Annotated in this window: 10 protein-coding genes and 2 tRNA genes; 4 read left to right on the plus strand and 8 right to left on the minus strand. The window is 47.5% G+C overall.

Features of this window, described 5'->3' with window-relative positions; translation table 11 throughout:
* Positions 1–279: 279 nt before the first annotated feature.
* A complete protein-coding gene (locus tag GS535_RS01650) occupies positions 280–1,215 on the minus strand; it encodes a homocysteine S-methyltransferase family protein (protein WP_160792086.1) in 936 nt (311 codons plus the stop codon).
* Between the two features lie 93 nt (positions 1,216–1,308).
* On the minus strand, positions 1,309–2,238 hold the full coding sequence (locus GS535_RS01655; RefSeq protein WP_160792085.1) for an N-formylglutamate amidohydrolase: 930 nt from the start codon (positions 2,236–2,238) through the stop codon (positions 1,309–1,311).
* Between the two features lie 39 nt (positions 2,239–2,277).
* On the opposite strand from GS535_RS01655, the gene GS535_RS01660 reads away from it, so the two are divergent.
* Positions 2,278–2,352: transfer RNA gene (locus GS535_RS01660), tRNA-Val, on the plus strand.
* Positions 2,353–3,511: 1,159 nt separating this feature from the next.
* On the opposite strand, the gene GS535_RS01665 is transcribed toward GS535_RS01660, so the two are convergent.
* Positions 3,512–3,585: transfer RNA gene (locus GS535_RS01665), tRNA-Cys, on the minus strand.
* 154 nt (positions 3,586–3,739) lie between these two features.
* Between GS535_RS01665 and GS535_RS01670 the strand changes: the two genes are divergently transcribed.
* Both GS535_RS01670 and GS535_RS01675 read left to right on the plus strand, forming a co-directional pair.
* Positions 3,740–5,227 carry a TolC family outer membrane protein gene (locus GS535_RS01670; protein ID WP_202401603.1) on the plus strand — a complete coding sequence of 496 codons (1,488 nt, stop codon included), beginning with the start codon at positions 3,740–3,742 and terminating at the stop codon, positions 5,225–5,227.
* A gap of 87 nt (positions 5,228–5,314) precedes the next feature.
* A complete protein-coding gene (locus GS535_RS01675; RefSeq protein ID WP_160792084.1) occupies positions 5,315–8,020 on the plus strand; it encodes a valine--tRNA ligase in 2,706 nt (901 codons plus the stop codon).
* 225 nt (positions 8,021–8,245) lie between these two features.
* Here the strand turns inward: GS535_RS01675 and ilvD are convergent, their stop codons facing one another.
* The gene (gene ilvD, locus GS535_RS01680; protein WP_160792083.1) at positions 8,246–10,102 is read right to left on the minus strand and encodes a dihydroxy-acid dehydratase; all 1,857 of its coding nucleotides are present in this window, start codon (positions 10,100–10,102) and stop codon (positions 8,246–8,248) included.
* Positions 10,103–10,271: 169 nt separating this feature from the next.
* On the opposite strand from ilvD, the gene msrA reads away from it, so the two are divergent.
* Positions 10,272–10,814: a peptide-methionine (S)-S-oxide reductase MsrA gene (gene msrA, locus GS535_RS01685; RefSeq protein ID WP_160792082.1), complete on the plus strand. Its 543-nt coding sequence runs from the start codon at positions 10,272–10,274 to the stop codon at positions 10,812–10,814.
* Between the two features lie 13 nt (positions 10,815–10,827).
* Here the strand turns inward: msrA and GS535_RS01690 are convergent, their stop codons facing one another.
* The 4 genes from GS535_RS01690 to coaBC are packed head-to-tail and all read right to left on the minus strand — an operon-like array spanning position 10,828 to position 15,361.
* Positions 10,828–12,156, minus strand: coding sequence for an AAA-associated domain-containing protein (locus GS535_RS01690; protein WP_160792081.1), 1,329 nt, complete (start codon positions 12,154–12,156; stop codon positions 10,828–10,830).
* Positions 12,153–13,643: a hypothetical protein gene (locus GS535_RS01695; RefSeq protein ID WP_160792080.1), complete on the minus strand. Its 1,491-nt coding sequence runs from the start codon at positions 13,641–13,643 to the stop codon at positions 12,153–12,155. Before GS535_RS01695 ends, GS535_RS01690 begins: the two co-directional genes overlap by 4 nt.
* Positions 13,644–13,703: 60 nt before the next feature.
* The gene (gene dut, locus GS535_RS01700) at positions 13,704–14,156 is read right to left on the minus strand and encodes a dUTP diphosphatase (protein WP_160792079.1); all 453 of its coding nucleotides are present in this window, start codon (positions 14,154–14,156) and stop codon (positions 13,704–13,706) included.
* An 8-nt stretch (positions 14,157–14,164) separates the two neighbouring features.
* Positions 14,165–15,361 carry a bifunctional phosphopantothenoylcysteine decarboxylase/phosphopantothenate--cysteine ligase CoaBC gene (coaBC, locus tag GS535_RS01705; protein WP_160792078.1) on the minus strand — a complete coding sequence of 399 codons (1,197 nt, stop codon included), beginning with the start codon at positions 15,359–15,361 and terminating at the stop codon, positions 14,165–14,167.
* Position 15,362: the final 1 nt, after the last annotated feature.

Raw genomic sequence — 15,362 nt, forward strand, 5'->3', positions numbered from 1 at the left:
ACATCCTCAATAAGAGGCTCTCTATCATACTCGTGACAGAGAAATAGGCAGCCTGCTCTGTCTTTCAAGAAATAACGGGCCCTAATGAATGTTTCCAGAAAGCTGCTAATCAGAGCGATGCAGAATAAAAATGACGCATTTATAGAGATATGAGTAATTACCTATCAGAAAAAGTTACTCAAAACGATCTGAAAAGATTTACAGACGATCTCATCCTAAGCACTCTAATTGGATCATCATTAGAGATGAAAAAAGAACATATTCGAGGAAGCGACGCTTTTACCTTTCTTTGGAAAGTTGTGCGATATGCTCTGGGCCAATTCCACAGCATCCACCGATAATGCTTGCTCCTGCATGCGCCCATTGTGCTGCAAAAGAGGCGTAGCGCTGGGGGGTAAGGTCTTCATCAAGAGTGCTGATGGCTTCGTTTGCTTCCTCACCTTGTCCGTGGTCATGGCTTACGAAAGCGTTCGCATAGACACCAAGGCGAGGGCGTTTTCCCTCCGGTTCGGAGCGTATACACTCAGAGGCTGCTATGAGGGCCGGTTCCATAATGCGTGGGTCGCTACAATTGAAAAGAACCCCATCAATACCTAAAGGAAGCATAGCGTGTAGAGCGTTTACCAATCGCTCTCCAGACCGTAACGTAATGGAGATGTGGTTGTTAGATGAAAGTGATTGAATTTGGCTATCATCTAGCGTGAAAGAGACCCAGAAGGGACGTTTATCGTTACGATCTATCATTTGTCGTGCCGTTTGAGCTTCGGCAATAGAGCTTTGTGTTTCAGCAAGCCATAGATCAACAGAAGGCGATAGGCCCTTTATGAGAGTTGAAAGAATATATTGGGCTCGTGATTGATCAAAAAGATCTGGACGATAAGAGCCCCCCGTTGGAGGGAGAGATCCCGCTAAGGACGCGGAAGAAGGGCGTGTATTCTGTATGGCCTCTCGGCCAAGTCTTCCAGCGAGACGAGCCAATTCTTCCCCATGTCGTTGAAAACGTTCATCCCCAATATGATAAGGAACCACGGCATAACTATTAGCGGTGATAATGTTTGCGCCAGCATTAATATAAGCTTCATGGGCTTTGCGAACAAAGTCCGGCCCTTCAAATAAGGCCAGTGCAGACCATTCAGGTTGTTTAAACGGAGCACCCATACGGTGGAGTTCGCGGCCCATACCGCCATCTAAAATAAGAGTGTTTTGTGCCGACATGGATGAACTTTGCTCAGTAAAACGGATACAGCCGGTCGCCTCTATACTGTTTACCGGAAGGAATGTCACGGGGAGGCATCATTTTGATATGTTCTAAATAGAGCCGAGAAGATGGTGGCCATCGTGGGAAAGCCAAGAGGCCGTCTGTGACAAAATCTCGTTTATATCACGATGCACATGCTTAAATTTCTTATGGGGCTTTAAGGTATTGAGATTGAGATAGCAGGCTCGATTAATCTCAATTTGGAGGGCGTGTTGGTTTTGTGCAGGTTGACCGTAACGGTTGGTAATATAGCCTCCGGCGTAAGGCGTATTGCGCTGGACATGGTATCCACGTTGCGTGAAGCTTTCTTCTAAAAAGTCCGTCAGAATGGGCGAACACGCGCGGCCATGGAGGTCGCCAAGCACAATATCGCAGCGTCTCTTTTGAGGAAGTGGAGGCATAGAGTGTACATCCAAGAGAACACAAAAACCGAAACGGCCTGTTAGAATTTGTTGTTTTTTTTGCAAGGCCTGCTGGTAGGGCTCCCAGCATGTGGACAAGCGTCGTTCAGCTTCTGTATGCGGAAGGCAGAAACGATAGATTGCTTTTCCTGGAGCTGAACAGCGCGGAATAACGCCATATCCTGCGTCGACTTTGCTGCTTCGGATGAGAGGATATGAAGGTAAAGGGGGGATGAACATAGCCCCGTCAAGTTCTCTCCAGTCTCTATTAACATCGCAGAAACTACGTGGGAAATGGGCTTGAACGAGGCTAACGCCGTAAGACGGAGCGTCTTGAAGGAGAAGGTCGGTAAAGCGATCTTCCATTCTTTCTAACTCATGCTTCGGTAGAGAGGCCATGGCTAGAAAGTCCTCACTATAATGACGCCCTGAATGTGGAGAGGATAATAAAAGGGGCGATGAGCTTTCTAAAGAGGCTAGATGGCATCCTACCGGCCCGCCAGAAACTGGGGATGCAGCATGAGAAAAAACAGAAGAGAAGATTTTTTGAATTTTTTTCACGTTAATGGCTTGCCACATTTATCTACCTCAGGTAAATACCCACTCACCGGATGGCGAGGGCGCATAGCTCAGCGGTAGAGCACTACCTTGACATGGTAGGGGTCACAGGTTCAATCCCTGTTGCGCCCACCATCCGATAAGACAAAATACCCCCCAAAAAAAATAGCCGTTTTTGAGATATTTTGAGTGAGTAACAGAAAAGTTACTTTGTTCATATCTATTCATAAAAGTTCACGATTCGTCATAGAAATTGATATAGATTTGACACGGTCATAATCAGGATTTTCGTGTTGTTTATTCATTTCAAACTCACACAGTTACCGCGCCACGAACATTTAAAAGTGCAAGAAAATCAAAAATTAATACCTCGATTGTAACTTTTCTGATGCCAGCGAGCAGATAATTCTCTAGCTACTATTATTAGGCCTTAATCGTTTCTACTGCAGCAGTAATGAAAGAGACGGGGAGAAAGGATGATGATTTTTTTCGTTCTGGGTTGCAACAGCCCGCCATTCCTTGAGCCTGACTCATGGATTTTCAACAAGATAATGGTGTCTGCAGGTTCATATTGAACAAGTGATTTCAGGGGCGTTCCGCCGTGATGAAATGACAGAACGCGAACTACCGTTGCTAGTGGCATAGCTAGATGAGTGTGAGATAGAGAGTATCAAGTAGGACACAGACATATGGCGGTTCGTGCTCCTATCCAGGGACAGTATATTAAGGACAGGGCACTGCCGTGCCCGCTAACGGCTACGCAGACTTTATTCCATCCGAGCGACTAAGAGCTTCATGATGTTTCTGAATGTCTTTATGTTCTCCTTTTGAGTATCGAATGCAGCACTGGATAGACCTTCACTAAGGGCCACACTCAGAGAGTATCCGCCATGTCGCATTGTTCTGATGATGCCAGAAAATCTCTGATATCGTCCATTAAAGGTATTTGGGCAGCATCTTTTCCTTTGGACAAACTGCCTCAATTAGCGGCTCTCAGAAAGACCGGGTGTGATCAGAAAAACTCACTGTATTATGCTCACGATAAACGGTGAGACTACCTGTTCTTAATTTGAAGCTTAACAAGAATATATAGTTCTTGGGAATCGGATGGTTTATACTGTTTTTCGCGGCTGCTCGCATGATGTCACATCCTAAAAAACGACACCCCTATCAATACCCCATTTTATGGGGATGCAACGGTATATCGTGAAACGAACCGGGACAACCAAAAGAGCATAAAACCGCTATGTTTTACGGCCTATGGGATATATTGGTTCTTTCTGGGAACATTCTCTGGAGGTCCGGGCGGGAATCGAACCCACATACGCGGATTTGCAGTCCGCTACATCGCCATTCTGCCACCGGACCTCGATGAGAACGTTTGGGCTTCTTACTTTTTTAGCTTCCTTACGTCAATAGGGTATCAGCTATTAGGTTAAACATTTTCTTTCGAGCATAAAAAAGTTATCATTCGCCAGCACGTTAACATCTCGTGACATAGGGCATTGGACAAATCACCGAAATGAGCACACATCATTTTTACACGTTAAAAATAGGCTGGATGGTACGCGCAACGGTTGGGGTTGGTGTATGTTCATCTCTGTCATGGCAAGCTGCCGATGCTCAAAAATATGATGGGAAAGGCTCTCCCAATTTTCTTCCTCATACATTACGCGAGGCGATGGCAAGTGCTTATCTAACTAATCCCCAGTTGCGTGAGGAACGGGCTCAGCTGCGTGCTGTGGATGAGCAGATGCCCGCAGCCGTGGCGGGGTGGCATCCGACAATACAAGGAACTTTTGGCCTATCGGCCATGAAAGGGAATTCCGCAACGACACAAGATGTTAATATTGGTGGCCGTTCTACAAAAATTCCGACAGCTCAAACCTATAACAATTCAGGATATAGTAGCGGCGTTACAATTACTCAACCGATTTACCAAGGTGGGAGAACGGTTGCGAATATCCGTGTCGCTAAAAACCAAATTCGTGCTGAGAGAGCGCATCTGATTTTTGTTGAACAGCAGGTTCTTCTTGGCGTGGTTAATGCGTATGTCAACGTTGTGGAAGATGAACAGCTTTTACAAGCCAGTATGAACAATGAGCGTGTTTTGCGTCAGCAGGTAGAAACAGCTAACCGACGTTTCCGGTTGGGTGAAATTAGTCGTACTGATGTCGCCCAAGCTCAGGGAGCTTTGGCTTCTGCTTCGGCACAAAGGCAGCAGTCAGAAGGAACGTTGAAGGAAGCTCAAGCTGCATACCTGCAGGTTGTTGGAGTACCTGCGGCCTCTGACCTTGTTCCACCTCAACCACTTAACCTTCCCGTTCATAGTGAACGTGAAGCTGTTGCCATGGCAGTTCATAATAATCCAAGTGTTGTTGGAGCATTATTTACGGAAGCCCAGCAGAAGAATAATATTTCTGTTCAGATGTCACTTATTATGCCCAAGATCACGGCAACACTGGGCTATCAAAATACTCGAAACTACGGAGATGGTGCGACTAATCAAGATAGTAAAACAGCCCAGCTTGCAATGCAGGTTCCCATATATCAGGGAGGGGGTGAATATGCGGGTATCCGCCAAGCACGCCAAACGGCCGAAGGCGCGCACCATGAAGTCGATGTGCAGCGTAGGCAAGCTCTGCAACAAGCCTCTGCAAATTGGCAAAATATGTTGGCGGCCCAAGAGACGTTAAAAAGCAGTCGCGTCGCTGTGTCTGCTGATATTGCAGCATTGGCTGGTGTCGAGCGCCAAGCTCTTGTTGGGACGGCAAGTACGCTGGAAGTTCTCCAGCAGCAACAGACCCTTTTGCTTGCACAGGAAGCGCTTATCCAAAATATTGCGACCCTTGTGAACAGCTCTTACAATATCGCTGCAGCCATTGGGCGTTTAACCGCTATTGATCTGAAGCTTCCTGTTCCGCTTTATGACGAGAAAGCCTATTATAATGCTGTTAAAAATCGTTTGTGGGGTATCAGCGATTACGCAGTTAATCAGCCCGGACGTTAAGAGATTTACGCTGTTTGCTCTCGGCTTATTGGCGTTCCAGTGATATAAGCACCTTCACTGTCACATTTTTTCATGATCCGGAAAACCATGTCCGAACAGCACGAAACTGCCTCTTTGTCTAACTCTTCATTGGAAAAAACCTTCCTTCCAGCGGCGTATGAGGAAACCTTATACCGTCAATGGGAAGAAAGTGGCGTTTTTAAAGCGCACCCCGAAAAAGAAGGGGAAGCATTTTCCATTATGTTTCCTCCTCCTAATGTAACAGGCACGTTGCATCTTGGACATGCGCTGAATTTTACGCTGCAAGATATTTTGATACGATGGAAACGCCAGCAAGGTGCTAATGTTTTATGGCAGCCTGGGACAGATCACGCTGGTATTGCCACACAAATGGTGGTCGAGCGTGCACTTGATAAAGAAGGCATTAGCCGAACAGCGCTTGGGCGTCCCGGGTTTGTTGATCGTGTATGGGAATGGAAAAAAGAATATGGTGGCACGATCATTCGTCAGTTGCGTACATTAGGGGCGTCAGCTGATTGGTCTCGTGAGCGTTTCACGATGGATGATGGGCTTTCTAAGGCGGTACGAAAAGTTTTTGTACAACTTCACAAGGAAGGCCTGATTTATCGAGATCGTCGCTTAGTCAACTGGGATCCTGTTTTCCGTTCAGCGATTTCAGACCTTGAAGTGGAAAACAAAGAAACCAAAGGGTCAATGTGGTATATTCGCTATCCTTCAGAGGATGGACGAACCATTACGGTAGCGACAACACGTCCGGAAACCATGCTTGGTGATGTTGCCGTCGCCGTATCACCTGAGGATGACCGCTATCGTGATATGATTGGTCACAAGGTTGTGCTCCCGCTGACAGGACGAAAAATTCCCATCGTTGCGGATGAACATTCTGATCCAGAAAAAGGAACAGGTGCGGTTAAGATCACACCGGCTCATGATTTCAACGACTTTGAGGTTGGAAAACGGCACAAACTGCCAGCCCCGACAATCTTAGATGAGAGTGCTCATATTTGGCTGGATGAAATTGCTGATTCCTTAGAAAATATTGATGGGGTGGCAGATGTCACTTTCGTGCAGTCGCTAGCAGGTGTGCATCGGGATGAAGCGCGCAAGAAAATTGTGGCAGAGCTTGAGCGCCTTGAATGGCTTGAAAAAGTTGAACCCCATAAGCTGCAAGTGCCCACAGCAGATCGCGGGGGCGCCATTGTTGAGCCACGTTTGACGCTACAATGGTATTGTGATGCGCCTAAACTTGCAGGGCCCGCTATTGAAGCTGTTGAAAAAGATAAAATCGTTTTTGAACCACGTCAGTGGGAAAATACCTTCTTTTCGTGGATGCGTGATCTGCAACCTTGGTGCATTAGCCGTCAGCTCTGGTGGGGTCATCGCATCCCGGCTTGGTATGGTTCTGACGGTGAGACCTATGTGGCAGAAACAGAAGAAGATGCACGCAAACAAGCTGGGCCAGATGTCACCTTAACCCAAGAGGAAGATGTTCTTGATACATGGTTTAGCTCGGCTTTATGGCCTTTCTCTACGCTAGGTTGGCCAGATGATACAGAAGCCTTAAAGCGTTATTACCCGACCAGTATGCTAGTCACGGGTTTCGACATTATCTTCTTCTGGGTCTCTCGGATGATGATGATGGGGCTCCATTTTATGGATGAAGTCCCGTTCCATAAGGTGTTAATCCATGGTTTGGTGCGCGACGAAAAGGGACAGAAGATGTCCAAGTCTCGTGGCAATGGCATTGACCCGCTGGATCTCATTGCCGAATTTGGTGCCGATGCAACGCGGCTGGCAATTTGTGCAGGAGCAGGGCCTGGACGTGATATTAAGCTTGGGCGTGGCCGCGTAGAAGAGCATCGCTCCTTTGTCACGAAGCTTTGGAATGCATCGCGCTTTCTACAAATGAATGGCGCTGCGCCTGTCGCTAATTTTGATCCAACAGCAGTTCAGAGCACGTTATCACGTTGGATCATTGAAGAAGCACGGAAAGCAACGGATAGTGCGAATGCGGCATTAGAAGCATCACGCTTTGATGATTATGCACGCTGCTGCTATCAGTTTGTGTGGAATATTTTCTGCGATTGGTTCGTTGAATTCGCAAAACCTGTTTTCAACGCTAATGGAGCTGAAACAGAAGAGCTCAAGGCTGTTAGTGCCTATGTGCTCGGCATTATTTTGAGAATGATGCAACCGGTTACGCCGTTTGTGACAGCAACGTTGTGGCAAAAACTTGGTTATGAGGGAGACTTCATGACCCAACCTTGGCCAGAGCTGCCGCACGTCGCTCAAGCTCAAGACGCAGCGGAGGAAGTGAACTGGCTGGTTCGTCTGATTACAGAAGTGCGAACTGTCCGTTCTGAAATGCAGATTCCACCATCCCAAAAAGCACCGCTTTGGTTCCGTGATGCAAAACCTGAAACCATTGAGCGTGCCCAACGTTGGGAAGAGGCGATTAGCCGCATGGCTCGTGCTTCGGAAGTAAAGGCGTTGTCTGAAGATGGCCCACGCGTTGCTGCCCAGATTATTCTAGACGAAGCAACCATCTTCCTGCCTCTAGAAGGATTAATTGACCTTGATGCAGAACGGGCACGTTTACGTAAAGAAATTTCTCGTCTTGAGACGGAAATTGGAAAGGTTGAGAAAAAGCTGGGTAATGAAAATTTCGTTGCACGCGCTAAGCCTGAAGTGGTGCAAGAAAATCGTGATCGTTTAGCTCATTTTGAGCATGACCTTACACGTCAGAAGGCAGCTCTGGGACGATTAGATTAACCGTTCAGAGCCAACAAAATCTCTTGCGAAATGGGAAAGGGCCCTTCCAAAAGAAGGCCCTTTTCATATTCTGGAAAAGTTAGATTAACATTATGCTGAGAGATAATCACCTTCCTTGGTGTTTCTCATTTTAAAAAGAATGTTCATACGATATGTCGTTACGGATCGTTCGTTTGACATTAGAAAAGGGCCTCCCGATAGGAAGCCCCTTGCTGCAGCATTATATTAAGAGCGTTTTTTGACGATAATTTGTGATAGGTCACGCACAGCTCCGTGGGCGGCGCTAGTTGTCATAGCTCCGTAAGCCTGCAACGCTTTAGAGACCGAGCGTGCACGTTGAGGCCGCCAAGCATGCTCGCCTTTTGCGGTCATCGCATCACGACGTTGTTGAATCTCTTCATCACTTAAAGCTAGATGAAGACGGCGGGCAGGGATGTCAATTTCAATCACATCGCCTTCTTCGATCAATCCGATAAGACCACCTTCAGCCGCTTCTGGTGAGATGTGACCCACCGACAAGCCAGAGCTCCCACCTGAAAAGCGACCATCTGTGATCAGAGCACAACTTTCCCCTAAACCCATGGATTTAAGGTAGCTTGTTGGATAAAGCATTTCCTGCATACCAGGGCCGCCTTTAGGCCCTTCATAACGAATGACCACTACATCGCCAGGAACGATTTCTTTGTTTAAAATGGCATTAACGGCGCTGTCCTGACTATCGAAAATGCGAGCCTTTCCCGTGAAGGTAAGGATATGATCTGCCACGCCAGCTGTTTTAACAATAGCGCCATCTTCGGCAAGGTTGCCGTACAGGACAGCAAGCCCACCATCTTGAGAGAAAGCATGATCACGTGATCGTACAACGCCGTTTTCTCGGTCTTGATCAAGCTCTTTATAAAGACTTTTTTGCGAGAAAGCTTCGACAGTTCGCACACCACCGGGGGCGGCACTAAAGAGTGCTAAAGCTTCTGGTTGTTGGTGTGTAATGTCCCATTTTTTAAGGAACTCATCCAATGATGCACTGTGAACTGTTGGCACGTCGGTTTTTAGCAATCCCGAACGATCTAGCTCACCTAAAATAGCGGGAATTCCCCCTGCACGATGCACATCTTCCATATGTACGTCAGCTTTTGCGGGTGAAACTTTACAAAGGTTTGGAACACGGCGCGAAAGCTGATCAATATCGCTCATATGAAAATCAACCTCAGCTTCACGCGCTGCAGCTAATAAATGTAACACCGTATTGGTTGAACCGCCCATCGCAATATCAAGCGTCATGGCGTTATGAAAGGCCTCACGGGTGGCAATACCTCGGGGAAGGGCTGTGCCATCATCTTGCTCATACCAGCGCTTGGCTAAGGAAACACTGAGACGACCTGCTTCTAAGAAAAGATTACGTCGATCTGCATGTGTCGCAACAAGAGAACCATTCCCGGGTAACGAAAGACCTAATGCTTCAGTTAAGCAGTTCATTGAGTTGGCTGTAAACATACCCGAACAGGAGCCGCATGTTGGGCAAGCAGAGCGCTCAACAAGCTCTGATTGCTCATCACTAACACGGTCGTCTGCTGCCATAACCATAGAAGTCACAAGGTCTGTGGCACGTTCGACCCCATCCATATCCGTACGACCAGCCTCCATCGGCCCGCCAGAAACGAATACTGTAGGGATGTTCAAACGCAATGAGGCCATGAGCATGCCCGGCGTAATTTTATCACAGTTACTGATACAAACGAGCGCATCAGCACAGTGGGCGTTGGCCATATACTCCACAGAATCAGCAATCAGCTCACGCGAGGGGAGAGAATACAACATTCCCCCATGGCCCATTGCGATGCCATCATCGACAGCGATCGTGTTAAATTCACGTGCAATGCCACCAGCCTCCTCAATAGCGGAAGCTACAAGCTGGCCCATATCTTTCAGATGTACATGGCCGGGTACGAACTGCGTGTAGGAATTAGCGATGGCTATAATGGGCTTACCGAAATCTCCATCGGCGACTCCCGTCGCCCGCCAGAGGGCACGTGCCCCGGCCATATTGCGACCATGAGTGCTGGTGCGAGAACGATAAGCCGGCATAAAAACCTCGAACAGGGTAATGATTAGAACTTTTTCTGAGAAATAATAATAAACGTTCTTTATAAAAATTGAAAGATATGAAAACACCTTCTTCTCCCCCTAGCGAGAGAAGCTTGTAGGGCTCATATGTAACCATACTTGGATGACATGTAAGATTAGGAGACCAGCTATGGCAGAAAAAGACACAATTCTTCTTGGTGGAGGGTGCTTTTGGTGTGTTGAGGCGATTTTTAATGGCCTAAAAGGCATTCTCTCAACAGAACCAGGCTATGCGGGCGGTCATACGTCAGATCCATCTTATGAGCAGGTCTGCACGGATACCACAGGTCATGCGGAGGTTGTGCGTATCACGTTTGACCCGGCCATTATTGGATTGGCAGACATTCTACGGGTCTTTTTCACCACGCATGATCCCACGCAGCTTAATCGCCAAGGAAATGACAAGGGAACGCAGTATCGCTCTGTCATTTTTGGTGATGCCCAGCAGCAAGCCGTTGCTCACGATGTAAAAGCAGCTATAGAAAAAGAAAATATCTGGGGCGCTCCGCTCGTCACAGCGATTGAAGGGCCAGTTACTTTCTGGAAAGCTGAGGAAAAACATAGCGATTATTTCGCACGTAATCCTGAGACGGCGTATTGTGCAGCTGTTGTCGCCCCTAAAGTGGCAAAAGCACGTAAAATGTACAGAGACCGTTTAAAAAATCCGGAATAAATTTCCTATTCCCTTAGTCGTCAGCTTCAAGAAGAAAACGATCAGTCTCTTCATCATAACCGAAAAGACTGGCGTAACGCGCCCATGCGATGGCGGTGTTAAGCGTCTGATGCGCGTAGTTCTCAGACATGTTTTTTTCGAGCTGACGACGGAAATAATCAGCGTCTATCGTATGGCTATGTCGTTCATCTAAAGCTCCTCGTATGGCGCGTAATAAGGGGAGAGCATGCAGGAGAGCTGATCGCATGATGTCACGTCGCGCATCAGCATCGCCTGCTGTGAAGGTTTGCCCGGCTGTTGTAAGGAGGAGATCCCCATCTTCAAGCTCGGCAAGATCGAGAAGCTGTAAAATCTCCCCAAGCGGGAGAAGATCATCCAGTGTCATCTGCAAGCGCTGTGCAAGATCGGGAAGATCAGCACGACCGCAAAGTGGCGGTGTCTCAAGAGTTTCGAGCAAACCCACCAGAAGTTCGATCGACAAATCAGGAAGTACAATAAATGTGTCATCGTCTTCCGTAGAGGAGAGCGTTTCATGTGCTGGTGAAGCTGGTAAATCAGCTTCAGAGATAATTGGCGCCCGACGCGTCATAAGAATATAAATTTGGTCAACGAAATGACGAAACTCAGCTGACTGTCGATTGCGTGGATGAGGGAAAGGCACAGGAATCTCGTGCGTGATACGCCCCGGCCCTGATGAAAATAGAAGAATACGGTCACACATTAACACAGCTTCTTCGATCGCATGTGTGGCAAGCATCATGGCTTTTAAGGGGGAAAGGCGGTTTTCACTCCACAATTCAATAAGATCTGTTCTAAGATTTTCAGCGCTGAGCATCTCAAGATCTAAAAAAGGCTCATCAAGGAGAAGCAGTTCAGGTTGCTGCGCTAACGCTCGTGCTAATATTGTGCGTTGTTTAAGAGCATCAGATAGCTCACGTGGGAAAGCACCCTCATAACCGTCAATATCCATGATCTCAATGACATCATCTGCAATTTCTTTTCGGCGAGCTGCTGATAATGAATAGGCCTCTAATGCCAATAAGATATTTTCTCGTACGGTTAGCCACGGGAATAAAGTGTCATCCTGCAGAACAGCAGAAACATGAGAGAGATCATTTTTTGTTGCAGTCTCACCGCGCCACAAGACACGTCCTTGGGAAGGAAGCAGCAGGCCGCTCATAATTTCCATCAAGCTCGACTTTCCAGAGCCAGAGCGCCCCACAAGCCCTAAAATTTCACCCTCGCGGATTGTGAGCGTGATATTCTCAAGGATTGTAATGGGGGAGGCATGGCGTTTAGCAAAAGAATGCGTGCAGCCTTGCAAACTTAGAAGAACGCTCATGGTGAAACCTTGTATTTACGGAGGAGATAGCGCTGCAAAGGACATGCGATAGCGTGACGAACTATAAGAGCGCAGGACGTCATAATGATGAGGAGAGAAAATGTTTCTGCAGGCTGTTTAGAGAAACTACCTTCTCTGAAAGCCACCCATACTAGAGGTGAGAGCGCCCCTCCAAGATAGAGAGAATTCCACATAGGCGAAAGTGTATATAGAGCTCCACGAGAAACGGCAGGGAGTGCTAGAGGAAGGCGAATTTTTTGCCAAAAAGAAAAGGGTGGGACGCGTAAATGTCGTGCAGTTCGATATAATCGTTTTTGATGCTTGCCTTCATCTTTTGCTAAAATACTCCAACCGAACGCTCCTTGAAGAGATAAGATAAGGCATATGACAAAAGCGATATAAGAGTGGAAGAAAGGCTCTAAAAAAACAAACGGACTCATCAAAAAAAGAGCCGAAAGGAGATGAAACAACCGTCGGAGATTGCCTCGTTTTCCTATCATATACCCACCTAGCACTGTCCAGAGTGCCGCACAGCAGGTTAAAATGATAAGACTGCTAATGAGAAAAACCCCTCCCTCACGAAGGAAGAAAAACCACGAGTGTAGGGGAGTTATAATAGTCCAGAAGATCAATAATCCACTTACTAGAAAGAGCCATACGAGGCTTTTTTTCCACCATAGTGTTTCTCCATCATCATGGAGAGAAGGAGCCAAGTGGGGCGGAGTATGATAGCGATGTGAACGCTGTACTAACGGGCCAATAACGGCTTGATATACCAGTGCTCTTATGAGGAACATGGCGCCTAGAGCCCAACAAAAAAGGCCCATTTTATGCTGCATTAGCGCTTCAAAAGCTTGAGCACCACATCCACTGCTATAATGTGGTTCAATCATAGCCAGTAATGCTTGAGCCCCTAACAGACGCAGCCAAAAATCAGGTACATCTTCGAGAATTGTTTGCGCAATTTTGGGAAAGGCAACGGGCATATGAATACGCCAGAAGCACTGCCACGTTTTCAACCTTAGTGATTGGGCCGTTTTGAGGTAGGAAGAAGGAATATTTTCTTCTTCATTTAACGCCGCCCGCACAATACGGACACATAAACTAAAGGCTGTTATAGCGACAACAGCGGAGAAGGGAAGGCACAATCCTAGGACTAAACTAACACCCCCCAGAACAGGGATATCAGAACAGAAAGCGCAGATAGTGCGTGTCAAAATACGCAATCTTTGTGAGCACGAGACAAGGGCTAAAATCGAGAAAGCCACACTCAGTGCAAGGCCTCCTGCTGCAAAAGCCTGAGCTAAGGTGACTAAGGGAGCCGTCCATAAGTCTGCATTGTGTAGTGCTGGTAAACTATTCGGTACAAGGAGCTGGCCTCCATAAGCCAGAAGACCAAGCACAACAATACAAACGAAAAAACCACGCCCCCCGTCAACAGAAAGCCAATGGGCAAGTCTGCCTTCGGTTTTCGATATCCATGACATGAGAGGAAAGCAGCCTCTCATGACCAACTCATGGGTATTCGGTCGTCCATCGTTCCTTCCTTAATGTCCCGTGCTGCCGAAACCCCCGCTTCCGCGTGCTGTTTCATCCAGGCTATCGCATTCCTGCCATGTGATTCGCACAACAGGCGCAAGAACACCCTGAGCAATTCGCATACCTCTTTCAACTGTAAAAGCATCACGACCAGCATTCATGACGATTATACGGATTTCGCCACGATAATCTTCGTCAATTGTTCCCGGAGAGTTAGGGACAATCAATCCATGCTTGAGTGCAAGACCAGAACGAGGCCGGATCTGCAATTCATAATTGCTCGGCAAAGCAACACATAGTCCCGTCGGGATCAATGCTCGTTCACCTGGTGGAATAATAACTGGCTCTGTAACGGCTGCCAGAAAATCGACCCCAGCAGCGCCAGCGGTTCCATAGCTGGGAAGGTCTAAATCTTCTGCATGCGGTAAACGTTTGAGGGGGACATGAACAATATGGGTCATGGGATTTATTATGTGTCCTGCTGGTGAAAGAAAGAAGCAATTTTCTGGGCTAATTGCATCGCAAGTGCCTCTTTGCTCATCGTAGGCCAGTCTTCTACCGTATCTTCTGTGATAAAGTGAACGCGGTTGTTTTCTTGTCCGAAAACGCCTTGGCTAACGTCGTTGGCAAGCAGCCACTCACAGCCTTTTTTACGACGCTTTTCCTGAGCATGCTTCAGAACATGGTCTGTTTCCGCTGCGAAGCCGACCACTAAGGAAGGGCGTTGTGACCCTATGTGGCAGAGATCACGCAGGATATCTGGATTTTCCGTAAGCTCGATTGGTGGAAGAGAGCCTGTATTTTTTTTGTTTTTTACAACGCTTACATGCTTAGGGCGCCAGTCACTCACAGCAGCAACACAAACGGCAATATCAGCAGGAAGAGCAGAAATACAAGCTTCCCTCATTTGCTGAGCTGTTTGCACATCAATACGCGTAACATTTTCCGGAGTCGTTAAAGACACAGGCCCGCTTACTAATGTGACCACAGCTCCTAATTGTGCAAGCGCTTTGGCAACTGCATAACCTTGTAAGCCTGATGAATGGTTAGACAAAAATCGAACCGGGTCGATAGGTTCTACAGTTGGGCCAGCCGTAACGAGAGCATGACGTCCAGTCAAAGGCTTTTGATGTGGGGATAAACATGTGCGAACAGCAGCGACAATGTGCTCAGGGCTACTAAGCCGACCAACGCCATATTCCCCACAGGCCATTTCCCCTTCCTCTGGCTCAATAACGCTTACGCCACGTTGTGTAAGGAGCGCTAAGTTGTTGCGGGTCGCGGGATGATCCCACATGCGCACATTCATAGCAGGAGCTAACAGAATGGGAGCGCGAGTGGCTAATAAAACCGTTGTCGCAAGGTCATTAGCCATTCCATGAGCCATGCGCGCTATAAGGTTCGCGGTTGCGGGGCAACATAAGAGGCAATCAGCAGAACGAGCTAAGGCGATATGGTCTATCGCACTGTCATCAGTTGATGAAAAAAGCTGATGATGAACCGGGGCTCCGCATAAAACTTCTACCGAAAGAGGAGTCACAAACTCCTGAGCAGCTGCTGTCATCACAGGAGTAATATGATGCCCATCACGGCGCAGCATCCGAGCCACATCCAACGCGCGATAAGCAGCAATCCCTCCACTGATAACCAGCACGATATGAGCCATT

Source organism: Saccharibacter sp. EH611 (genome assembly GCF_009834765.1).
Classification (GTDB): Bacteria; Pseudomonadota; Alphaproteobacteria; order Acetobacterales; family Acetobacteraceae; genus Saccharibacter.